This window comes from Pedobacter chinensis (assembly GCF_003339865.1).
Lineage (GTDB): Bacteria > Bacteroidota > Bacteroidia > Sphingobacteriales > Sphingobacteriaceae > Pedobacter > Pedobacter chinensis.
In genome coordinates, this window is the sequence record NZ_QPKV01000003.1 from 132,016 (window position 1) to 155,865 (window position 23,850).

Sequence of the window (23,850 nt, forward strand, 5' to 3'; positions counted from 1 at the left end):
GAGCCACGGAAACACAGAGAGATCAAAAAAGAGCATAAATCTTCCGTGTTAATCCGTGTTTCCGTGGCAAAAACAATAACCAGGATGGAAAACGCTATATCGGTGTCCGGCTGTGGTTAGTAAAACGAACAAACATGATGAGAATTAAAACACTATTAACCATTATCTGCTGCAGTTTGCTGATGTCTTGTTACGCCCAGCTCCCTACAGATTCTACCGCAGAGAAAATGGTGGTATATCAGTTGGGAAATGGTGGCTGGCCAAAGCAGCTGGAAGATAAAAGTGTAGTAAATTATGGTGCCGCAATCACGCCAGAATTGCTTGAAAAAATTAAATCAACCAATGATAAACATGCCACTTTTGATAACCGGGCAACAAGTCGTGAAGTAGTTTATTTAGTTAAGGCCTACAAGAAAACCCAGAACAAAACTTATCTGAAAGCGGCTGAAAAAGGTTTGGATTATATTTTGGTTGCGCAATATGCCAATGGCGGATGGCCACAGTATTATCCCGATCAATCACTTTATCGTTCTGAAATCACTTATAACGATGATGCGATGATTAATGTGTTAAACATTTTGCAGGATATTGCCACACAGAGCAACGATTTCGAAGTCGTAAATGCAGATTATATTAAAAAAGCAGAGAAAGCAGTAGCTAAAGGTATTGATTGTATTTTAAAAACCCAGGTAAAACAAAATGGTTTGCTTACAATCTGGGGCGCTCAATATGATAAGGATTCATTGTTGCCTGCAAAGGCCAGAGCTTTTGAACCGCCTTCATTAAGCACAAGTGAATCTGTTGGAATTGTTCGTTTTTTAATGAGGATACCGCATCCTTCACAAGAAATAAAAACCGCTATTGCATCTGCTTTAAAATGGTTTGATACTTATAAAATTGCCGGTTACCGCTTCGAACGGGAAAGAAACAAAACAGCAGCTTTAATTGCTGATGATACCAGTATAGTTTGGGCCCGTTTTTATGATTTAAATAAAAACGTTCCCATTTTTGGCGATCGCGATAATACGATTAAATCTAAACTGGAAGAATTAAGTCCGGAAAGAAGAAATGGCTACGCCTGGTACGGCAACTGGGCACAAAAATTAATTGAAAAAGAATATCCGAAATGGTTAGCCTCAAACGGACAATAAATATGTTTAACCCGCCAATGTGGGCATGAAGTGCAATTCAACTTCGCTAAAGATGCTTCATATCGCAATAAAAGAAATAGCAAGGAAATGATTTTAAACAGAGAAAACTTAAAAAACATCGACGATAGGAAGGTTACAAAACCGACCGATGAAATTTTAGCCTTACCAGAAAAAGTAATCCAGTTTGGAACTGGTGTTTTATTACGGGGTTTACCAGATTATTTTATCGATAAAGCTAATCAAAAGGGAATTTTCAATGGCCGCATTTTAGTTGTAAAATCGACAGCAAAAGGTGGTGCAGATGCCTTTTCGAAACAGGATAATCTTTACACCCTTTGCGTAAAAGGAATTGAAGATGGCGTAAATATTAAAGAAAATTCGATCAACTCTTCAATTAGTCGTGTTTTATCAGCATCGCAAGATTGGGCTGAAATTCTAAAAGCGGCACATCAGCCGGAAATGCAGGTTGTAATTTCAAATACCACTGAAGTTGGGATTGTGAAAAGTGAAGATAAAATCACAGATAACCCACCATCATCTTACCCTGGTAAACTTTTGGCTTTTTTACACGAAAGGTATAAGGCTTTTAACGGTTCGGCAGAAAGCGGAATGGTCATCATTCCGACAGAATTGATTAGTGATAATGCCGATAAACTAAAAGAGATTTTATTAGACCTGGCCATTCAAAACAAATTGGGATGGGATTTCGAAAACTGGTTAAAAACAGCTAACCACTTCTGTAAAACGTTAGTCGATAGGATTGTTCCCGGAAAGCTTCCTGCAACAGATCAAAAGGCCATTGAAAGTGAATTGGGTTATGAAGATGAACTGATGATTATGGCAGAACCTTTCAGGCTTTGGGCCATCGAATCAGCAAACGCAAAAGTGAAAGAGGTGCTGTCTTTTGCCAACGCAGATAAAGGAATCTTCATCGTTCCATCAATTGATAAATTTAAGGAATTAAAACTTCGTTTATTAAACGGAACGCATACCATTAGCTGTGGATTAGCAATCCTGGCAGGTTTTAATACTGTTAAAGAAGCAATGGCCAACGAAGAATTTGCTAATCATGTATTAAAATTAATGAAAGAAGAAATTGCACCGGTAGTGGAGAATGAAGACATTACCCGCGAAGAGGCTGTTGCTTTTGCAGAAAGTGTGATTGATCGTTTCAGCAATCCATCACTCGAGCATCAATGGCAAGCCATAACGCTGAATTATACTTCAAAGTTACAGATGCGCAACATACCATTGATCAGAAGATATTATGCATTAAAAAATGAAGTTCCTCAACTTACCGCACTGGGTGTGGCCGCTTACATTATTTTCATGAATGTAAACAAAGACGGAGAAATTTATACTGCAAATGTGAACGGGAAATTGTTTCCGGTTGATGATGAATTTGCAGAAATTTTATACAATTACTGGAAAAAACCAGAAACCGTTATAGACAATACTTTAGGCGACAGGCGCCTTTGGGACAAAAATTTAAACAACTATCCTGGTTTTAACGAAGCCGTTAAATCTTACGTTGAATTATTACAAAATAAGGGTGCAAAAGAAACTTTGATTAACTTGCATTCTGAAAGAGCAGTTTAAAATGGTTACTAGAATTTTAAAAATCCATCCAAATGATAACGTACTTGTTGCCCTGCAAAACCTGGCAAAAGGCGAAACCATTATTCATGATGGAAACGAATACATTTTGCAGGACGATATTCAGGCTAAGCATAAGTTTTTTATGCAGGATATGAATGCCGGCGATCCGATTATGATGTATGGGGTTTTGGTTGGAAAAGCGCAACATTTCATCCCGAAAGGTGGCTTAATGGATACTGAAAATACTAAACATGCATCAGATCCATACGAGTTCAGGCCATACCATTATGAATGGCATGCACCAGATGTTTCGAAATTTGAAGGCAGAACTTTTAATGGTTACATCCGCAATGATGGTCGTGTGGGCACTGCGAATTATTGGTTGTTCATTCCAACTGTTTTTTGCGAGAACCGTAACCTTGACGTTATCCGTGAGGCTTTACACAACGAATTGGGTTATGCCGTAACCGATAAATATAAATCTTATGCGCACCATTTAGTTGAAGCTTACAAGAATGGCGAAAGTCTGACAGATGCCAATACCAGCTCACTGGGACAAGCAAATCCTGTAGCCAATCGTGTTTTCAAAAATGTAGATGGCATTAAGTTTCTAAACCATCAGGGTGGGTGTGGCGGTACACGTCAGGATGCTGCGGTATTGAGCAAGCTTTTGGCTGCCTATGCAGATCATCCAAATGTTGCAGGGGTTACTGTGCTAAGCCTGGGCTGTCAAAACCTGCAAGTACAGGATTTTATGAACGATTTAAAACACCGTTCTCCAAATTTCGACAAACCTCTTTTCATTTTCGAGCAACAACAATCGCAAAGCGAAGAGCAACTGGTAAAAGAAGCCATCAGAAAAACTTTTATCGGGTTAACTGAAATCAATAAAATTGAACGCCAGCCCGCACCTTTAAGTAAATTGGTTTTAGGTGTGAAATGTGGTGGTAGTGATGGTTTTAGCGGAATCAGTGCTAATCCAGCGGTTGGTTACACTTCTGATTTGTTGGTGGCTTTAGGCGGGACTGTTTTACTTGCCGAATTCCCTGAACTTTGTGGTGCAGAGCAACAATTAATTGATCGTACAAAAGATGAAACCGCAGCCCGTAAGTTCATCCAATTGATGACCGCTTACAATCAAGCAGCTGAGAATGTGGGGTCTGGTTTTTTCATGAATCCATCTCCGGGAAACATTAAAGATGGTTTAATCACCGATGCAATAAAAAGTACCGGTGCGGCAAAAAAAGGCGGCACATCGCCCGTAGAGGATGTTTTAGACTATACCGAACCTGCTACAAAACCTGGGTTGAACTTAGTTTGCACACCAGGAAATGATGTAGAGGCCACCACAGGAAAAGCGGCATCGGGAGCAACATTAATTCTATTTACAACAGGCTTAGGTACCCCAACCGGAAATCCCGTTTGTCCGACAATTAAAGTAGCCACAAACAATGCTTTAACTAAACGGATGGGCGATATTATCGATATTAACTGTGGGCCGGTAATTGAAGGGGAAAAAACCATCGAACAAATGGGTGAAGATATTTTAGAATATTGCATCAGGGCGGCAAGTGGCGAAGTAATTCCAAAAGCTGTTTTACTTAACCAGGATGATTTTATCCCCTGGAAACGAGGGGTAAGCCTTTAGTTTGGAGTTGTGAGTTTAAGGTCAAAAGCTAATATACCAACCGTCATTACGGGGCACGAAGCAATCTAATCTCTAATCCATGGTTTGTGAGTCACAATCATTATAAAAAAATAAATATTTAACCTGTGTAATCATAGGTCATTAAAATAAAATATTAACAGTTTGGAGTTTTTAACTCAATCTGCTAACTCAAATCTCATCACAACTATGAAACCTTTTTTAGACGAAAATTTTCTTTTGCAAAGCAAAACTGCTGAAAAGCTTTATCACGATTTTGCAAAATCGCTACCTATCATTGATTACCATAATCACTTAATTCCAGAGCAAATTGCGAATAATACGCAGTTTGAGAACATCAGTCAGGTTTGGCTTTATGGCGATCATTACAAATGGAGAGCCATGCGTGCCAATGGAATTGACGAGAAATACATCACAGGTTCAGGTTCTGATTTCGAAAAATTTGAAAAATGGGCTGAAACTGTTCCCTATACCTTGCGCAATCCATTATATCACTGGACACACCTCGAACTTCAGCGATATTTTGGCATAACTGATATTTTATCGGGTAAAACTGCACAGAAAATTTTCGATGATTGTTCTGCAAAATTACAGACACCCGAGTATGCTGTTCGTGGTTTATTAGCCAAAATGAATGTTGAAGCTGTTTGTACAACAGATGATCCTCTAGATAGCCTGAACTTTCATCAACAACTGGCAAATGAAGGTGTTGCTTTAAAAATGTTGCCGGCTTTCCGTCCGGATAAAGCAATGAACAGCGATGATGTTGCCGGATTAAACGAGTATATAGATAAATTAGAAACTGTAGTGAATAAAACCATTACAAGCTTTAAAGATTATACAGATGCATTGAAAAACCGCCATGATTACTTTGCAGCTAATGGTTGCTCGGTTTCTGATCACGGTTTGGAGCAAATTTATGCTGAAGATTATACTGAGCAGGAAATTTCAGCAATCTTTGATAAAATCCGCAGCAAACAAAATATTTCCTATGCAGAAAACCTGAAATTTAAATCAGCTATGTTGGTTTATTTTGCAGAATGGGATCATGAAAAAGGTTGGGTACAACAATATCACTTAGGCGCTTTGCGCAACAACAACGCCAGAATGCTAAGACAATTAGGACCTGATACCGGCTGGGATTCAATAGGCGATTTTAGTCAGGCGAGAATGCTTTCTAAATTCCTAAACCGTTTAGATGATCAGGACAAACTGGCTAAAACCATTATCTATAATTTAAATCCGGCCGATAATGAATTAATCGCAACAATGATCGGAAACTTTAATGATGGTTCTGTAGCAGGAAAAGTACAATTTGGTTCTGCCTGGTGGTTTTTGGATCAAAAAGACGGAATGATCAAGCAATTAAATGCGCTTTCAAACATGGGGCTCTTAAGTCGTTTGGTTGGGATGCTAACCGATTCACGAAGTTTTCTTTCCTTCCCCCGCCACGAATATTTCCGCAGAATAGTGTGTAACCTATTTGGAGAAGATATTGAAAACGGAGAATTGCCAAATGATATTGAATGGGTGGGCAAGATAGTGCAGGATATTTCTTATTTTAACGCAAAAAATTACTTTACATTTTAATTTGACACTCGGTCTGTGCTCACCACAAACCGAAATTAATTTATAAAAAATGATTCGTGAGATACGAATCATGGCCGAAGCGAAATGAACTATGGCGAAACAGATCATAGCTAAGAAACCAGCCTCAGCCAAACTGACCAAACAACAATGAGCGACCAGATAACATCCTTGTCAAAAAAAGGAGAAAAAGTTTTAAGTTTTGGAGAAATCCTTTTGCGCATTTGCCCCGATATGGATGGGCAATGGCTAAAGGAAAATAAACTGCCTTTTTATGTTGGTGGAGCAGAGCTAAATGTAGCTACAGCCCTAGCACTTTGGGAGGTACCATCAGCATACCTTTCGGCTATGCCCGATAATTCAGTAACCAGGGAAATTGTGGGCTATCTTGATGAAAAAAATATCGATACCAAACCGATGGTTTTCCACGGTGACCGTCTGGGCCTGTATTACCTACCGAAAGGAAAAGATTTAAAAAATGCCGGCGTTATTTACGATCGTGCAAACTCTGCTTATGCGGATTTAAAAATTGGCCAGATTAATTGGAATGAGGTTTTTGATAGCATAACCTGGTTTCATTTCAGTGCCATTTGTCCTGCAATTAACCAATCCGTTGCTGATGTTTGCCTTGAGGCTTTAAAAGCAGCAAGCGCCAGAAATATTACCATCTCTTTAGATCTGAACTACAGGGCTAAACTTTGGAAATATGGAAAAGACCCCATTGATGTTTTGCCTGAACTTGCTCAATATTGTACCTTGATTATGGGAAATGTTTGGGCGGCGAATAAAATGCTGGGCACTCCTCTTCACGAAGACCTTAAACCAACGGAGGGCTATGCAAAGGAAACGTTACTACAACAGGCAACAGATACTTCTAAAGAAATATTAAGTTTGTTTCCGGCATGTAAAGCCGTGGCCAATACATTTCGTTTCGATTATGGAAAAGGCATCAGATATTATACCACGATTTATACTGAAAACAAATTAACTGTATCTGAAGAATACGTTTCAGAAGAAATTTTAGATAAAGTAGGCAGTGGAGATTGTTTTATGGCAGGGTTAATTTATGGTTTTTATAATCATTTACCTGTTGATGAAACGTTGAATTTTGCCACTGCAGCTGCTTACGATAAATTATACATTCCAAGCGATGCCACAACCAGCACTGTAAAGGATATTGAAAAAAGAATTATACATCATGATTAGTAACAAGCACAAAATTTTAGATGCTATTTTAGAACAAGGCATGCTGCCTCTTTTCTATCAGGATAGTGAAGCAGGAAGTGTCGAAATATTACGCACTTTGTATAAAGCAGGTATTCGGGTTTTTGAATATACCAACCGGGGTAAATCTGCGCTGCCAAACTTTAAAAAACTAAAAGAAATTCGTGATGCCGAGATGCCGGATCTTTATCTCGGTATTGGAACCATTAAAACCGTTGCTGATGCAAATGCTTTTATCGATGCCGGAACAGATTTTATCGTGGCCCCAATTGTTAATCCTGCAGTAGCTGAAATTGCCAATAAAATTGGCATGCTCTGGATTCCTGGTTGTATGACGCCTACAGAAATCAGTGTTGCACAAGAACATAAGGCAATGCTGATTAAAATTTTTCCGGCCAATATTTTAGGGCCAGAATTTATTTCATCAATTAAGGATCTTTTCGCAGGTCAATTATTTATGCCTACCGGCGGGGTTGAAATTGATGCTGACAACTTAAAAACCTGGTTCAAATCGGGGGTTTGCGCCGTGGGCATGGGCAGTAAACTGATCAGCAAAGAAGTGATGAGCAAAGGTCTTTACGAAGAATTGTCAGACAACACAAAATTAGCGCTCGATTTAATTCAGCAAAGCAAATAAACTTAATACACCCTAACCAAAATGAGCCAAACAAAAACAAGTAAATACAGATGGACCATATGTTTACTTCTGTTTCTTGCCACTACCATAAATTATTTAGACAGACAGGTACTCTCTTTAACGTGGACAGATTTTATTAAACCAGAATTTCATTGGGACAATAACGATTACGGAAATATCACAGCCCTGTTCTCTATTTTCTATGCCGTATCAATGCTTTTTGCAGGCCGGTTGGTAGATAGACTCGATACCAAAAAAGGATTTTTGTGGGCAATTGGCGTTTGGTCTGTTGGCGCTTGTTTACATGCTTTTTGTGGTATCGCAACATCAGGAATTATTACCGGAAACTGGTTTGTAAGTTTTGAAGGCGCAAAAGAAGCCATTGCTTTAGTTAACAATACCGGGATGATTGTTTCAGTAAGTGTAACGCTATTCATTTTTGCCAGGTTTGTTTTAGCTGTTGGAGAGGCCGGAAACTTCCCTGCTGCCATCAAAGCCACCGCAGAATATTTCCCTAAAAAAGACAGGGCTTTTGCAACAAGTATTTTCAATGCCGGCGCCACAGTTGGTGCTTTGGCCGCTCCAATTACAATTCCGTTCATTGCCAAAGCCTATGGCTGGGAAATGGCTTTTATCATCATTGGCGCATTAGGTTTCGTTTGGATGGGCTTTTGGGTTTTCGTTTACAACAAACCGGAACTGCATAAAAGAGTGAGTCCTGAAGAACTTGCCTACATTCAGCAAGATCTTATCGCTGATCGAAAATTAGCAGATTACATTGAAGAAACTAAAGAAAAAGTATCATTTATTGATTGCTTTAAATTCAAACAAACCTGGGCTTTTGCCTTTGGTAAATTCATGACAGATGGTGTTTGGTGGTTCTTTTTATTCTGGACACCTGCCTATTTGAAATCTGTTTACGGAATGGATTCCACACAAAGTGCACTGCCTTTATTTGTTCTTTACGTGATTACTTTGCTTTCCATTATTGGTGGATGGCTGCCAACTTATTTTGTTGATAAAAAAGGAATGAACCCTTACGAAGGTAGAATGAAAGCGATGTTGATTTTTGCTTTCTTCCCGCTTTTGGCATTATTGGCACAGCCTTTAGGGCACATTACTTACTGGATTCCGGTCATAATCATTGGTATTGCGGGTGCAGCTCACCAGGCCTGGTCAGCCAATATTTTTTCTACCGTGGGTGATATGTTCCCTAAAAAAGCAATTGCCACCATTACTGGTATTGGTGGAATGGCTGGCGGTATTGGTTCGTTCATCATTAATAAAGGTTCTGGTTTATTATTTGATTATACTGGTAAAAAACAGATCGTATTTATGGGATTTAAAGGAGAAGAAGCGGGCTACTTTATTATATTTTCAATCTGCGCTGTATGTTATCTGATCGGGTGGACCGTAATGAAAACATTGGTGCCAAAATATAAGGTAATTGAACTGAAATAACTTATAGCTGAGGATGAGGTACAGGTATAATGTATTAAATGCTCAGCTATTTTAAAACCCTTAATCTATACTTAAACCATAGATTAACACAATATAAACCCTAACACAATCAAATTGAGCACTGATTTAAACCTCGAAAGTATTTTCGTTGAAGAAAGCCAGATTCCAGATGAATTTAGGCTCAAAGAAGAAATCAATCAGAAAGAATTTCTTTCTAACGGAGAAATGAAACCATGGAATGGACCTTTTAACGAGGTTTTCTCCCCGGTATGTATCAAAACTCCAGAAGGTTATCAGCGAAAACGTATTGGGAGCTTCCCTGTTTGCACTGAAAAAGAATCTACTGAGGCACTTGATGCAGCGGTTGCAGCCTACGATAACGGACGCGGACAATGGCCAACCATGAGCGTTGCCGATCGCATTACCTGCATAGAAAATTTTACGCATAAAATGATTGAGCAAAAGGAAATTGTAGCGAAGCTGATCATGTGGGAAATTGGTAAATCATATGCCGATTCGGTTAAAGAATTCGATCGTACCGTTGAATATATTTATGCCACTATTGATGCATTAAAAGATATCGACAGGCAATCTTCCCGATTTGAAATTGAGCAGGGTATTGTAGCGCAGGTTCGTCGTTCTCCGCTTGGGGTTGTGCTTTGCATGGGGCCATTTAATTATCCGTTAAACGAAACCTTTACTACCCTTATTCCCGCCTTAATTATGGGCAACACACTTTTATTCAAACCACCAAAACACGGTACTTTATTGCATTACCCTTTACTTGAGGCTTTCCGTTCCAGCTTTCCAAAAGGGGTTGTCAATACCATTTATGGCCGTGGAAATACAATTGTGCCAGGTTTGATGAAATCCGGAAAGATCAATGTGCTTACTTTGATCGGCTCCAGTAAAGTTGCAAATGAACTAAAAAAACTGCATCCAAAAGTAAACCGTTTAAGAGCTATTTTAGGTTTAGATGCAAAAAATGCGGCCATTATTACCAAAGATGCTGATTTGGATTTAGCCGTTTCTGAAACCGTTTTGGGATCTTTATCCTTCAACGGACAGCGTTGTACCGCATTAAAAATCGTTTATGTACATCGTAGTTTAGCACAGGAGTTTTTAAAGCGCTTATCAGCTGAAGTTGAAAAACTGAAGTTTGGCATGCCCTGGGAAAAAGAGGTTAACCTTACCCCGCTTCCAGAGCTAAACAAACCCGAATATTTAAAAGAATGTATTGATGATGCCCTTGCCCATGGTGCAAAAGTGGTCAATAAAAACGGTGGTCAAACATTTGAAACATTTGTTTACCCTGCTATTGTTTATCCGGTGAACAGCAATATGAAATTATATCGGGAAGAACAATTTGGTCCCATTGTTCCGGTTGTTCCGTTTGATGACCTGGAAGAACCAATTGAGTATTTGATCGGTTCGCCTCACGGGCAACAGGTAAGTATTTTCAGTAATAATGCTGCAGTAATTTCTTCGCTGATTGATCCGCTGGTTAATCAGGTTAGTAGAGTGAATATCAACTGTCAGTGTCAGCGTGGGCCAGATGTATTTCCATTTACTGGCCGTAAAGATAGTGCTGAAGGAACGCTTTCGGTGGTAGATGCCCTACGCTCGTTTTCTATCCGTTCATTGGTAGCAACCAAATTTACCGATGATAATAAGAAATTACTGAACGAAATTGTTAATGGAAACGATTCGAATTTCCTGAGTACAAAGTATATTTTTTAGAAAGATAATTCATTTTGATAGCGCCGCAGATTCGCAGATTATTCATCTATGAATTTGCGGTTTTTTTATTTTTAATGGTTAAGCGCTTATCATCTAAGTTCAGCACAACGCGGTGGTAAAGCGTCACGCAGAGACACCAAATACAAACCGCCACCTTAATAGCATGAACACCTGGCATAAAAGATGCTGACCACGAGGCAGATACAAGACCTTTTAAATTTCTACACTTGTAAAACAACTTAGCAGGATGTGGTAAACTCCGATCTATTTGATCTAATGACCATAGTGAACTATTTTCTCTACTTAACTCTGAAATTTTACCAATAAAATAATCCGACTTTAAAAGCCACCTTACAAAACACAATAAACAATTGTTTTACAGCTTTTTAAAACAAAACAAACTATTTTTCAACCACCTCATAAATCTTAGTTTCAGATCTGTAAATATTCTTTTGGCATAGTCATTGTCATTGGGCTGTTACATTTATTACCTATTTAAAAACTAAAAAGTGAAAGAGATGAAAAAAACAGTTCAAATTTTCAGTATGCTTTTAATAGCATTAACAGTGATGGTTTCATGTAAAAAAGACACTGATCCTGCAGATCGGGATTTCTTCGTTGGCACTTATAATGGAACGGTTTCTTACCGCGATGGCGAAACCACAATTAACAGCTCTGATGGTAAAGTAACTGTAAGTAAAGTTGGCGAAAGTTACAATTTCTATTTTGGAAGCGGCATTCCTGATATTACCGGTGTAAAATTTGAAAAATCAGGAGATAATACCTATGTAAGTATCGGTAGTGGGTTAACCGGAATTACTATTGATGCCAGTACGTTGAAAATGCTGGTTTCAAAAGATGGTAAAACCTGGACGGCAGATTGTACCAGATAATTTTAATAAAAATGCAAAAGTCCCGATTTTAGTCGGGACTTTTCATTATAATTCGTCTTCATCCTCTTCTTCAGGCACATAATTCTCAATCGCCTGCCCGATGGCATTTACTTCTTCGTCTTCCTCAAAAATTGGAAGTTCGGTTTTGTAATCCATTTTCAACCAAATAGAGGAAGTGTCTTTCTGGATTTGGATATACTCTTTTCCATCTTTAAAAATGGTATATGAATCGTTTCCTTCAGGAAAAACAGAATAATTAATCGGTCCGATTTCTATATCAAAGGGTTCTTGCATTGCTGGTGTTTTTTTTCAAAGATAAAGCTTTAAACGGTTAATATCATCTTTGTCATAATGATTTGGGAATGAATATTCAGGTGTTTTTGGTTATGCAAATTAATTTCATAGTGAGTAACTTTATCTTATCTTAACACTTAAGGTAACATTATAAAACAATTTACACCACTATGGACTTTAGTAAAGCTGAAAATAAAATTTGCAGAACGATTTTTGAATTGGCTTTGCAACGCGAATTTCAACAGGGCTTGAACCGATTTGCTGAAATTCTAGACAAATGGAAAACTGATAAGCCTGATGATATGAGAGAAAGTTACTATTCAATATTTAATGCTGTTACAGATTTTGATAAACATATTGCCCGCAGATATGATGGCTTGAGAAATTCATTTTTTTACAATACCATCATTGGTTTGCTCATTGATGAAATTATTACTGCGAATGATTTAGCCGCATTTTCTCAGGATCGGCAATCTGAATTACTTTCTTGTGCAGAAAGAATGAAAGACTTCTGCTAACCAAAAAATTACCTCACGTTGTTTAAAAACTCAGTCAATTGTACTACTTTACACCAAACAATTTACTGTAAAATCAGAAAATGAAGTTAACATTTTGGGGCGCTGCGCAGCAAGTAACAGGAAGTATGCACCTGCTTGAAGTTGGGCATTATAAAATACTCATCGATTGCGGTTTGGATTATGAAAAGGAAACTTATCAGGAAGAAAATCAACAATCCCCTTTTGATCCTTCCAGTATAAATCTGGTAATTTTGACTCATGCACACATCGATCATTCAGGTAACTTGCCCACGTTAGTGCGGTTAGGATTTGAGGGGCAGGTACTTTGTACCTCTCCAACAGCAGATTTAACTTCAATATTACTGTTCGATTCTGTAGAGCTCTTTTTACGGAAACAGAGCCGAAAACCAAGAACAAAACGCGGTAATTTCAGTGGGCCAAAACCCTTGTATTTACACAAGCATGTAATGGATACCATTGACCGCTTTGTAACTATAGCATTTAATAAACCCTTTAAGATTAATGGCGATATCAGTTTAACTTTTATCCCGGTTGGTCATTTATTGGGTGCAGCGGCTGCGGTATTAACCATTAATGATGATGGCGAGAAAAAGACAATTGCTTTTACGGGAGATATAGGCAGAGAAAATTATCCGGTTTTAGTAAATCCCGAACCGCTACCTGAAGTTGATTATTTGGTAAGTGAGGCAACTTATGGAGGTCGCTTACATACCAAAGATCAAACGCTCGAAGAAAGACTGGTTAAGGAAATTACCGAAGCCTGCATCAAAACACCTGGCCGCTTGATCATACCTGCTTTTAGTATTGGCCGTACACAATCTTTAGTTTTTGCCTTAAACCAAATCTTTACCAAAAAACTATTGCCACCTATTCAAATTTTTGTTGATAGTCCGATGGCCATTCAAGCTACCGATGTTTACCGAAAACACCACAACCTGGTTAATCAGGAAGCAAAAGATTTTTATAAAACCATGGGTGATGAGTTTGAATTTGAGCATCTGGCTTACGTTCAAACCATGAAAGAAAGCAAGGATGTTTCCAATTATTTTGATCCCTGCATCATTATTTCTTCAGCAGGTATGTTAGAAGGCGGAAGGATTCAGGACCACCTTTATTATAATATTCAGAACTACTATTGCACCATACTTTTTATTGGGTATTGTGCTAAAGGAACTTTAGGCTACAAACTTTTAAGTGGCGCACCAATAGTGAGGATTAAGGACCGCGAGATGATGGTTTATGCAACTATCCGCCAAACAGATTTATTAAGCGGTCATGGCGACCATAATGATTTAGTAAAAACGGTTAAACAAACCGGCCAGCCTAAAAAAGTTTTCTTGGTACACGGAGAAGAAAAGAGCCTGCAGTATTTAGCTAATGCTTTACAAGAAGACGGATTTAATGTTGTCGCACCAGAAAGAGGAGCGGTATTTGAGATTTAAAATTAGTTCACTGGTCATTAGTTCATTAGCTTTAGCCGAATGGTTATGCGATTTGCCGTCATTGCGGTGTATTTCTCATTTCACATTTCGTTTTTCCTCTTACCTTAAGACCTCACTTGCCCGTTACCTCTAACCACCCATTTATAACTCGTCAATTCTTCTAATCCCATGGGCCCACGGGCGTGAAGTTTTTGTGTACTAATGCCAATTTCCGCTCCTAAACCAAATTGAGCCCCATCTGTAAAGCCAGTAGAAGTATTTGCATAAACCGCAGCTGCATCTACCTGATTTAGAAATTTTTCAATGCTCTCTACATCTTCAGAAATAATTGCCTCGCTATGTTTTGAACTATAATCAGCAATATGATTTAAAGCGGCGTCCAAATCATCAACCACTTTAACCGCTAACTTTAATGATAAAAATTCTGTTCCAAAATGTTCTGGTTGAGCCAGATTTAACAGTGCGGCAGGATAAGTTTTTTGCAACACCTCATGGCTTTTTTCATCAGCAAAAAGTTCTACTTTTCCTTCAGCCAAGGGCGATAAAAGTGATGGCAAATCATGCAGTCGGTTTTTGTTTATCAACACACAATCTAAAGAATTACAAACACTCACTCTTCGGGTTTTCGCATTAAAAATAATGGCTTTACCTTTTTCCAGATCCCCTGATTCATCAAAATAAGTATGAACAATCCCGGCACCTGTTTCTATAACCGGAATTTTACTGTTTTCCCGAACATAGTTAATCAATGATTGACTGCCGCGTGGAATGAGCACATCAACAAAACCCCGTGCATTTAACAATGCCTCGGTTGCAGTTCGTTCGGCTGGCAATAAAATTAGTACATCAGGGTTAACTTTATGTTTTTCCAGAACATCATGAATTACCTTTGTAAGCACGAGATTTGAAAACTCTGCATCACTTCCGCCCTTTAAAACTGCAACATTTCCTGTTTTAAAACAGAGCGAAAATACATCAACCGTTACGTTTGGGCGGGCCTCATAAATCACACCAACCACACCAAGTGGCACTCTGGTTTTTTGAATTTGCAGTTTATTGTCTAAGATCTTATCTGAAAGTATTTCGCCCAGCGGGCTAACCAGATCGACAACGTTTCTAACATCATTAGCTATATCACCGATACGTTCTTTTGTTAGTTTTAGCCGGTCATACTTAGGATCATCAATAGCCATTCTGGCTAAATCCTTTATGTTTTCAGCCAAAATTTCATCCGCACGCAGAACCAAAGCAATTGCGAGATCTGCTAAAACCGCGTTGGTTATTTCTTTGCTCAGGCCAATCATGGTACGACTTGCCTGTTGTGCTTTTTCGAAGTGTTGTTTGTAATCCATTTTCTATCTCTTTTACCACAGAGAACACTGAGTTTTCACAGAGTCTTGGAAGAAATTACAAACCTAGCTCTGTGGTTCTCTGTGATTTTCTTTATGTGCTCTGTGGTTAAATATTATCATTCAGCTTAAATCGCTGAATAAAAATAATCATAATGCACCAGTGCTTTTTGTTTTTTCTGTCCTATTCTTTCTTTTGCTTTGTCAGAACCGTATTCGGCAATCCCCAACCCAATCAGATCGTTTTTCTCGTCAATAATTTTGATGATGTCGCCCTTTAAGAAATCAGATTGTATTTCGATTATTCCAACGGGCAGTAAACTTGTCGCCTTGCCTGAGGTTAAAACCGCTTTGGCACCATCATTTAATTTTACAACTCCTGTTGCAGCGGTTTCAGAATGAGCAATCCATTTTTTCTTTCCTGATTTACTTTTCTCCGGAATGAAACGAGTATGTACAATTTTATTGTCGAGCAACGAAGTAAGCACATCATCCGTTGTTCCATTTGCAATGTGAACAGTAATTCCAAGTTTTGCCACTTTTTGTGCCATAGTTGATTTGGTAACCATTCCACCCCGGCCAAATTGAGATTTTCCTGTTTGTATAAAGGAAGCCAAATGAGAAACCGAACCTTTAATTTCCTCTATCACTTCCGAGCCTGCAATTTTTGGATCGCCATTATAGATACCATTTACATTTGATAAAATAATCAGCGCATCGGCATTTAACATAGAAGCAATTAAACCTGCCAGCTCATCATTATCGGTAAACATTAACTCTGTAACCGAAACTACATCATTTTCATTTACAACCGGAATAACCTCATTTTGCAACAAAATCTGCATACAGTTTTTCATGTTGAGGTAATGTGCCCGATCGCGGAAATCTTCTTTGGTGACCAACACTTGCGCACATTTTATTTGGTGCTCAGCAAAGAAATTAGAGTAGGTATTAATCAGTTTTACCTGACCTATAGCCGCTAATAATTGCCGTGTAGTTACTGCATCTTGTTTTTCATAAACCTTGATTAAACTTCTTCCTGAGGCAACAGCCCCCGAAGAAACCAAAATGACTTCTATGCCTCGTTTTTTAATTTCAGCCAATTGATTGACGAGATGTTGAATTCGCGGTTCATCGGGCAATCGGTTAGCTTGTGTAATTACATTCGACCCAACCTTAACTACTATTTTTTTATATCCCAGTTTCATTATTATTCTAAAACAGATTTAATGCGCCAATTTAACACCTATTTTTTTCAATTTGAATGATAATCAGTAAGATGACGAATTTTTACGAAAATGATAATGGTTGAGGCAGAAAGTCAGGAAGGAAGATTTAGAATGATACAACAAAAATTGCCGGAAATACCCGGCCTATTTCAACCAAAAATCTTCATCATATATTTATTTCTTTAAATTGCATTAACTTGAACCAATAATCATCCAAAAAACCTTTTCAATGAACACTAAACTAAAAACGCTTCAAACCATTCATCTTGCTTTATGCGCTGGTGTTTTTCTATTTGCGTTGGTAACCATTTTCCTTAACCGTGAAATCATGTTTTTTGATCCAAATCCTCAAACCACGGCCCCTTTCAACCCTATATTTCCAATTATGGGATTAACAACCATATCGGCAAGCATCTTTTTCTTCAAAAATTTAATATCAAAAATTGATAAAACTGAACCCGTGGATTCCAAGATCAATCTTTATCAAAGTGCATTTATTATTAGTTCTGCACTTTTGGAAGGAGGAGCACTTTTTAATATTGTCGGCTTTTTTATTACCCACAATTCTTTCTTTTTAATATTTGCCGCGGCCAACTTTATTTTTTTAATCCTTAACAGGCCAACTAAAGATAAATTGATTTCCACTTTACAATTGCAATATCCGGATACAGAGGCATTGTAATCAATTAGCCGTATCTTTGCCGCTCAATGGAATACAATGTTCATACTTTACCGAATGGCATACGCTTGCTGCATGTGCCTTCGGCCTCAACCATATCTCACGCGTGCATTATCATCAATACAGGTTCTCGCGATGAACCTGAAGGCAAAGCAGGTTTAGCACATTTTATTGAGCACCTGATTTTTAAACGCACGGAAAAGCGCAGTACCAATCAAATTTTAAACCGGCTGGAAAGTGTTGGTGCAGATTTGAATGCTTACACCACCAAAGAATACACCTGCGTTCATGCATCTTTTTTAAACCCTTACCTGGATCGTGCTTTAGATCTTTTTAACGATATCATTTTCCATTCTACCTTTCCCGAAGAAGAAATGGATAAAGAAAAAAGCGTTATCCTGGATGAAATTGCCTCTTATTTAGATCAGCCTGAAGAGGCAATCAATGATGATTTTGAGGACATGCTTTTCGCCGGAAATGCCTTGGGAAATAATATTTTAGGTACAACAGAAAGCGTAAGCAATTTTACAAGAGAAGATGTGATCAATTTCAGGAAAGCAAATTATCGAACCAATGAAATTGTGATTGCTGTTTTAGGGAATTACACACTAAAAGGTGTGGTCACTAAAGGTACCAAACATTTTGCTGATGTGGAAGAGAACACCCCTGCACAAAACAGAATAAAACCAGCCATTTTAAATCCTACATCAACGAATATTTATAAGCCAATTATGCAATCGCATTGTATTTTAGGCACTCAAACTTATTCTACGCATCACAAAAACAAGGCAGGTTTAATGTTGCTGAATAACTATTTCGGAGGCAATGGAATGAGTTCTGTACTAAATCTTCAAATCAGGGAAAAATATGGAATCGCTTATACCATTGAATCTAATTTTTCTCCCTTGAGTGATACAGGCATTTTTTCCATTTATTTCGGAACGGATAAAGAAAAGCATCAAAAGGCATTGTCTTTAATCTTCAAAGAGATGAAGAAATTGAAAGATCATCCGCTGAATGAATTACAATTACAAAAAGCTAAAAACAAATTTATCGGGCAGATTGCTTTAGGAGAAGAAAACCGAATCGGATTGATCATTTCAATGGCAAAAAGCCTTATAGATCATCATAAAATTGACTCATTGGAAAGAGTTTTCGAGAAAATAAACAAGGTAACCACTCAGGAAATTGCTCAAATTGCAGACGAAGTTTTAGCACCCGAACAATTGAATATTTTTACTTTCAGTCCAATACTGGAATAATTGTTATTTTTGTAAAAATTGATACATCGCTTCAGGCGATTTGCATGACTAGATGCTTCCGTTCCTCGCAATGACGGGCAGACTTTAAAAATAGATTACACAATGAAATTACCAATAGTAGCTTACGGCGATCCTGTTTTAAAAAAGGTTGGTGCCGATATAGACAAAGATTATCCTGCATTAAAAGAACTAATTGCAAACATGTTCGATACCATGTATTATGCAAATGGCGTTGGCTTGGCAGCACCACAAATTGGCTTGCCAATTCGTTTATTTATTGTGGATACAGGGGAGGATGAAGATGGAAAACCAGGCTACAAGAAAGTGTTCATTAATGCACAGATTTTAGAAGAAACCGGTGAACCCTGGAGCTTTAACGAAGGTTGCTTAAGCATTCCCGATATCCGCGAAAATATTATGCGTAAACCAAACATCAAGGTTAATTATTTTGATGAGAATTGGGTGGAACATACTGATGATGTGGATGGAATGCCAGCTCGCGTAATCCAACATGAATACGATCACATAGAAGGCAAGTTATTTACTGATAAGGTAAGTATTTTACGTAAAACGATGCTGAAAAGCAAATTAGACGCAATTTCAAAGGGGAACATCAAAACTGATTACAAAATGAAGTTTCCGAATAAGAACAAGAAAAGATAGCTTTTGATGGATGATGTAAGAGGGGAAATGGAAACGTTCTCCTTTTTTTACGCGTTCGTTTTTAGTTTTCATTCCGTTTCTTATCTCCATCAAAGATTTGCTGCATCAGCTTACCCCAGGCAAAAGGATTTAATAAAGGGTTGGTTTGAACCATGTTTTTGTTAATCATCCGGTCAAAATTATAGCGATAATTCTGGCTACCAATTTCCTGTCCATCCCGGGGTAAGGTTTGTATTAAACCGTTTATAGATGATCGGGATAAATTTTTCTTTGCGATCGCCATATCATCATCAGCCAGTTTCATTGATAAAAACTCGCGTGTAAACTCTTCGGTTGTGGCCCATGGAAAAACCCTGACTGAAGGCAAATCGATTACATTAGCTTTCAGCTTAACCATAATTGTATACTTACTGTCGGGAGTACTTTCAGGAATAATAGTAGAGAATTTTTTATAACCGATTGCGGTAAATAATATCGTATCGCCCGGATTTACGATAAACGTAAAGTAACCTCTATAATCGGCAGCAATACGTTTATTCTTTGCAGATAAGTTGGTTATGGTAACATAAGGAATTACGTTTGTACTATCGATATCTGTTATGATCCCGGAAAATTGAATAAGTTTCTCTTGAGCTGGCTTTTGTTGTGAAAAAGCAGCTATTGAAAAAAGAAGGCAAATTAGGGCAACACAATATCTCATTAAGACAAAAGTAATTTTAAAAATAAAACTTCCTTGTTAAATATTGTTAAAGCTAATCTTGCTCTGCCATATTTACGGCCACTACCGAAGTAATTTCCGGCACTGCCTTCATAATGGCCTGCTCAATTCCCGATTTCATTGTCATGAAACTCATCGGACAGGAACCACAATTGCCTAAAAGTTTAAGCTTTACAGTACCATCAGATGTAATTTCTTCAACAGAAACATCCCCTCCATCGGCCTTTAAATATGGTCTGATGGTTTCTAATGCCTGTTCTACTTGCTCTGTTAAATTCATTATACGTATTTTAAAATATAAAAGTAGTAATTTTTTAGCAATTAGCCATTTGTGCATTATTGATGGAGATTTGCTGAGCAATTTTACTTGCAATATCTCCAAATATAACATCCAAAAGTGGGTTTTGGTTTAATGCTACCGGTTTCCCATTATCTCCAGCTTCAGAAATGCTTTGAATAATTGGAATCTCTCCCAAGAAAGGAACATCAAATCTTTCTGCCAATTTAGTTCCGCCGCCTTTACCAAAAATATAATATTTGTTATCAGGCAACTCTGCAGGTGTAAAATACGACATATTTTCGATTACACCTAAAACCGGGATATTAATTCCAGGCATACGGAACATCGCCAAACCTTTATGTGTATCGGCCAGCGCCACCTGTTGAGGTGTTGTTACCACAACAGCACCAGAAATTGGAAAGCTTTGCGTAATGGTAATATGAATATCGCCCGTTCCCGGTGGAAGATCAACAATCAGATAATCCAGTTCTCCCCAATTTGTATCATTAAATAATTGCTTAACCGCATTTGATGCCATCGGTCCACGCCATGGCACGGGTTGTCCTGGATCAGCAAAAAAACCTAGCGACAATAGTTTAATGCCATATTTTTCAATCGGCAATATTTTAGTTTTGCCATCGGCGGTTTCTTCAGCACCAGGTTTTGCATCAACCAAATCGAACATTGTCGGTACCGAAGGGCCATAAATATCAGCATCAATTAAACCAACCTTTGCACCATCTTTTGCCAGCGTTACAGCCAGATTACTCGCCACAGTAGATTTTCCAACCCCACCTTTTCCAGATGAAACCAAAATGATGTTTTTAATGTTATCTAGTGATGATGAATGGGTTGGCTGAGTAACTCTCGAAGTTACATTTATGATTACATCTGCCTCTGCCGAAACAAAATGTTTTATTGCATTTGTACAGGCGTTTTTAAGCATGTCCTTCATCGGACAAGCTGGCGTGGTAAGCTCTAATGTAAAACTTACCTGGTTATCTCGTATCTGTAAATCCTTAATCATGTTTAAGGTTACCAGATCTTTTTTTAGATCGGGATCTTCAACATTTTTTAAAGCATCTAAAACTTGTTGCGGGCTAATCTGCATCGTATTAATTTAAATTCAAAATTAACAAAACATAGCCATAAATACTTTTATTTAGGGTTTTAAACTGTAATTTTAACACGAAATAAACATTTAATTGTTACGTTTAAGCAATTAACCATTTTAACGACTATATGCGAATACCAAAAATTAAAATCTCTAAAAAATATTTAAAAATCGGAGCGTGGATTTTAGGTGTTTTTTTAATCGTATGCTTGGCTTTGGGGGCTATTGCATATGGTAAAAGAGAAGCGCTTTTAAAAAAAATGGTTGCTAAAGCTATTGTTAAAGCTGATCGTGATTACGATCTTGAAGTAAAAATCGGTTCAGCTGGCTTTACAGGAATGAGCACGGTAAAAATGACCAATATTTCGGTAGTTCCTAAAGATCGGGATACACTTTCAAACATTGGCGAATTAAGTATCAGCGTAAGGTTATTTCCCCTCATTTTTGGAAATGTAAAGCTATCAGAAGTGAAGCTAAATGATGGCTTTGTAAATGTGGTTTTAAAAGATTCAACAACTAATATTGATTTCATTCTTAAGCGTAAGAAAAAAGACAGCACCGAAAATACCGGAAAAGCAAATTTACCCGAAATTGCAAACAATCTTTTGAATCAGGTTTTATACAAAATTCCTGATGATATGGATGTAAAAAACATGGTGTTCAGATTTAATGATCACGATACCGCTAAACTTAGTTTCGCAACAGTTGCCACTATTGATGACGGAGATTTAAAATCAACAATCAATGTAAATGATGGAGAATCTACCTGGCATGTTGATGGCTTGGTAAAACCTGGCAGAAAGCAACTGAGTTTTACAGCTTATGCCGATGGCAAAAAACTGGAATTACCTTATATAAACAATAAACTTCATGCAAAACTGAGTTTTGATACCTTAAAAACAGAACTTAAAAATGCAGGGTATAGCGGCGATGATTATAAAATTTCGGGCTCCTGGTCGGTTAAAAACATGTTGGTTAACCAACCCCGCATTGCCAGTAATGATATCATTGTTCAAAGCGCAAAGTTAGATGCCGATGTTTTGGTTGGCCCTAATTATGTGGCCCTTGATAGTTCCTCTACAGCTTACCTTAAAAACGCTGAGATTCATCCCTATATCAAATATACCATGGGGAAAAACAAAATTTATGAACTTAAGCTAAATGCTGCTGAACAAGATGCCCAGGCTGTATTAGATGCATTTCCACAAGGTTTATTCGAATCGTTAGATGGCTTGAAAGTTGAGGGAAAAGTGAAATACAACCTAAATTTTCATTTAAACACCGCCATTCCTGATAGTGTTCGTTTCAGTTCTTCTCTAACTCCGGTCAATTTCAAAATATTACAATGGGGCAAAACGAATCTTCAAAAAATTAACGGCCCATTCGTTTATACACCTTACGAATATGGGAAACCAATGCGTAATATCACAATAGGGCCTTCGAACCCGAATTTTACGCCTTTAAATGCGATATCTAAAAACCTCATCAATGCCGTTTTAACTGCTGAAGATCCATCTTTTTTTACACACAATGGCTTTGTTGAAGAATCCATTCGCAAATCCATAGCTGTAAATTTTAAAGAGAAAAAATTTAAGCGCGGTGGCAGTACAATCAGCATGCAGCTGGTTAAAAATGTTTATTTAAGCCGGCAAAAAACCTTAGCCCGTAAGGCCGAAGAAATTTTAATTGTTTGGTTAATTGAGCATAATCACCTGATTAGCAAGCAACGCATGCTTGAAGTTTATTTCAATGTTATAGAATTAGGTCAAAATATTTACGGAATTGGCGAAGCATCGAGATATTACTTTGGTAAACAGCCGGCAGATTTAACCATTGGTGATGGATTATTTTTGGCCAGCATTGTTCCTATGCCAAAAGCCTCAATGTATAAATTTATGGCCGATGGAAGTTTGAAGCCCTTTATGTTCAATTACTTCAGGTTTATGGGAAACATTATGGCAAGAAGAGGCTTAACACCTCCTGATACATCAGGCTATGGCTTTTATAATGTTCGTTTAAGAGAAGGACTACGCCGATATTTAGCGCCTGACACCGCAGTTATAGATACTACAGTTTTTGATGATGACGAAGAGGGAATGCCTCCGGTAATTATGCAGGATAAAAACAAAACCCTATTCGATCGTCTTTTTGGAGGTACAGCCAGAAAAGATACGGTTATTGCCAAACCTGCAGATACAACAAAATCTAAGAAGCAACTAAGGCAAGAGCGAAGAGAGCAGCGACGAAGAGAACGGGAACAGGAAAACGGAAATTAAAACAATTTCAATTTACAGTAAGCGATTATCATTTGTTTTCGCAACAT

At 37.9% G+C, this 23,850-nt stretch carries 21 protein-coding genes; 15 read left to right on the forward strand and 6 right to left on the reverse strand.

Annotated elements, in window-relative coordinates:
• Positions 1-134: 134 nt before the first annotated feature.
• The 9 genes from pelA to DU508_RS05935 all read left to right on the forward strand — a co-directional run bounded on the left by pelA (position 135) and on the right by DU508_RS05935 (position 11,958).
• On the forward strand, positions 135-1,151 hold the full coding sequence (gene pelA / locus DU508_RS05895; RefSeq protein ID WP_115401921.1) for a pectate lyase: 1,017 nt from the start codon (positions 135-137) through the stop codon (positions 1,149-1,151).
• A gap of 87 nt (positions 1,152-1,238) precedes the next feature.
• Positions 1,239-2,750, forward strand: coding sequence for a tagaturonate reductase (locus tag DU508_RS05900; protein ID WP_115402700.1), 1,512 nt, complete (start codon positions 1,239-1,241; stop codon positions 2,748-2,750).
• 1 nt (position 2,751) lies between these two features.
• Positions 2,752-4,398 carry a UxaA family hydrolase gene (locus tag DU508_RS05905; RefSeq protein ID WP_115401922.1) on the forward strand — a complete coding sequence of 549 codons (1,647 nt, stop codon included), beginning with the start codon at positions 2,752-2,754 and terminating at the stop codon, positions 4,396-4,398.
• 207 nt (positions 4,399-4,605) lie between these two features.
• Complete coding sequence (uxaC, locus tag DU508_RS05910) at positions 4,606-6,006, forward strand: glucuronate isomerase (RefSeq protein WP_115401923.1); 1,401 nt, start codon at positions 4,606-4,608, stop codon at positions 6,004-6,006.
• A gap of 147 nt (positions 6,007-6,153) precedes the next feature.
• Entirely contained in the window at positions 6,154-7,209 is a 1,056-nt protein-coding gene (locus tag DU508_RS05915; RefSeq protein WP_115401924.1) for a sugar kinase, read from the forward strand.
• Entirely contained in the window at positions 7,202-7,864 is a 663-nt protein-coding gene (locus DU508_RS05920) for a bifunctional 4-hydroxy-2-oxoglutarate aldolase/2-dehydro-3-deoxy-phosphogluconate aldolase (RefSeq protein ID WP_199562659.1), read from the forward strand. The genes DU508_RS05915 and DU508_RS05920 overlap by 8 nt, the downstream gene beginning before the upstream one ends.
• A gap of 21 nt (positions 7,865-7,885) precedes the next feature.
• A complete protein-coding gene (locus DU508_RS05925) occupies positions 7,886-9,325 on the forward strand; it encodes an MFS transporter (RefSeq protein ID WP_115401925.1) in 1,440 nt (479 codons plus the stop codon).
• A gap of 114 nt (positions 9,326-9,439) precedes the next feature.
• Positions 9,440-11,065 (forward strand): NADP-dependent glyceraldehyde-3-phosphate dehydrogenase, encoded by a 1,626-nt coding sequence (locus DU508_RS05930; RefSeq protein ID WP_115401926.1) that lies wholly within the window; start codon positions 9,440-9,442, stop codon positions 11,063-11,065.
• A 518-nt stretch (positions 11,066-11,583) separates the two neighbouring features.
• Positions 11,584-11,958 (forward strand): hypothetical protein, encoded by a 375-nt coding sequence (locus tag DU508_RS05935; RefSeq protein ID WP_115401927.1) that lies wholly within the window; start codon positions 11,584-11,586, stop codon positions 11,956-11,958.
• A gap of 45 nt (positions 11,959-12,003) precedes the next feature.
• On the opposite strand, the gene DU508_RS05940 is transcribed toward DU508_RS05935, so the two are convergent.
• The gene (locus tag DU508_RS05940) at positions 12,004-12,252 is read right to left on the reverse strand and encodes a hypothetical protein (protein ID WP_115401928.1); all 249 of its coding nucleotides are present in this window, start codon (positions 12,250-12,252) and stop codon (positions 12,004-12,006) included.
• 170 nt (positions 12,253-12,422) lie between these two features.
• Here DU508_RS05940 and DU508_RS05945 point away from each other — a divergent pair, with 170 nt between their 5' ends.
• Positions 12,423-12,770 carry a hypothetical protein gene (locus DU508_RS05945; RefSeq protein WP_115401929.1) on the forward strand — a complete coding sequence of 116 codons (348 nt, stop codon included), beginning with the start codon at positions 12,423-12,425 and terminating at the stop codon, positions 12,768-12,770.
• 80 nt (positions 12,771-12,850) lie between these two features.
• Positions 12,851-14,233 carry an MBL fold metallo-hydrolase RNA specificity domain-containing protein gene (locus DU508_RS05950; RefSeq protein ID WP_115401930.1) on the forward strand — a complete coding sequence of 461 codons (1,383 nt, stop codon included), beginning with the start codon at positions 12,851-12,853 and terminating at the stop codon, positions 14,231-14,233.
• A gap of 104 nt (positions 14,234-14,337) precedes the next feature.
• Here the strand turns inward: DU508_RS05950 and DU508_RS05955 are convergent, their stop codons facing one another.
• Both DU508_RS05955 and proB read right to left on the reverse strand, forming a co-directional pair.
• Positions 14,338-15,585: a glutamate-5-semialdehyde dehydrogenase gene (locus tag DU508_RS05955; RefSeq protein WP_115401931.1), complete on the reverse strand. Its 1,248-nt coding sequence runs from the start codon at positions 15,583-15,585 to the stop codon at positions 14,338-14,340.
• 125 nt (positions 15,586-15,710) lie between these two features.
• A complete protein-coding gene (gene proB, locus DU508_RS05960; protein ID WP_115401932.1) occupies positions 15,711-16,790 on the reverse strand; it encodes a glutamate 5-kinase in 1,080 nt (359 codons plus the stop codon).
• 250 nt (positions 16,791-17,040) lie between these two features.
• Here proB and DU508_RS05965 point away from each other — a divergent pair, with 250 nt between their 5' ends.
• From DU508_RS05965 to def, 3 genes are all read left to right on the forward strand, one after another.
• Positions 17,041-17,493 (forward strand): hypothetical protein, encoded by a 453-nt coding sequence (locus DU508_RS05965; RefSeq protein WP_115401933.1) that lies wholly within the window; start codon positions 17,041-17,043, stop codon positions 17,491-17,493.
• 26 nt (positions 17,494-17,519) lie between these two features.
• Positions 17,520-18,752, forward strand: a complete 1,233-nt coding sequence (locus tag DU508_RS05970; protein WP_115401934.1) for a M16 family metallopeptidase — start codon at positions 17,520-17,522, stop codon at positions 18,750-18,752.
• A gap of 102 nt (positions 18,753-18,854) precedes the next feature.
• Positions 18,855-19,415: a peptide deformylase gene (gene def, locus DU508_RS05975; RefSeq protein WP_115401935.1), complete on the forward strand. Its 561-nt coding sequence runs from the start codon at positions 18,855-18,857 to the stop codon at positions 19,413-19,415.
• Between the two features lie 61 nt (positions 19,416-19,476).
• Here def and DU508_RS05980 read toward each other — a convergent pair whose 3' ends face one another.
• From DU508_RS05980 to DU508_RS05990, 3 genes are read right to left on the reverse strand one after another with little or no spacing between them, the layout of a single operon-like run.
• A complete protein-coding gene (locus tag DU508_RS05980; protein WP_115401936.1) occupies positions 19,477-20,115 on the reverse strand; it encodes a peptidase associated/transthyretin-like domain-containing protein in 639 nt (212 codons plus the stop codon).
• A gap of 52 nt (positions 20,116-20,167) precedes the next feature.
• Entirely contained in the window at positions 20,168-20,413 is a 246-nt protein-coding gene (locus DU508_RS05985) for a NifU family protein (RefSeq protein ID WP_115401937.1), read from the reverse strand.
• A gap of 34 nt (positions 20,414-20,447) precedes the next feature.
• Positions 20,448-21,524 carry an Mrp/NBP35 family ATP-binding protein gene (locus DU508_RS05990; RefSeq protein WP_115401938.1) on the reverse strand — a complete coding sequence of 359 codons (1,077 nt, stop codon included), beginning with the start codon at positions 21,522-21,524 and terminating at the stop codon, positions 20,448-20,450.
• Between the two features lie 131 nt (positions 21,525-21,655).
• Between DU508_RS05990 and DU508_RS05995 the strand changes: the two genes are divergently transcribed.
• Complete coding sequence (locus DU508_RS05995; protein ID WP_115401939.1) at positions 21,656-23,803, forward strand: transglycosylase domain-containing protein; 2,148 nt, start codon at positions 21,656-21,658, stop codon at positions 23,801-23,803.
• Positions 23,804-23,850 lie beyond the last annotated feature (47 nt).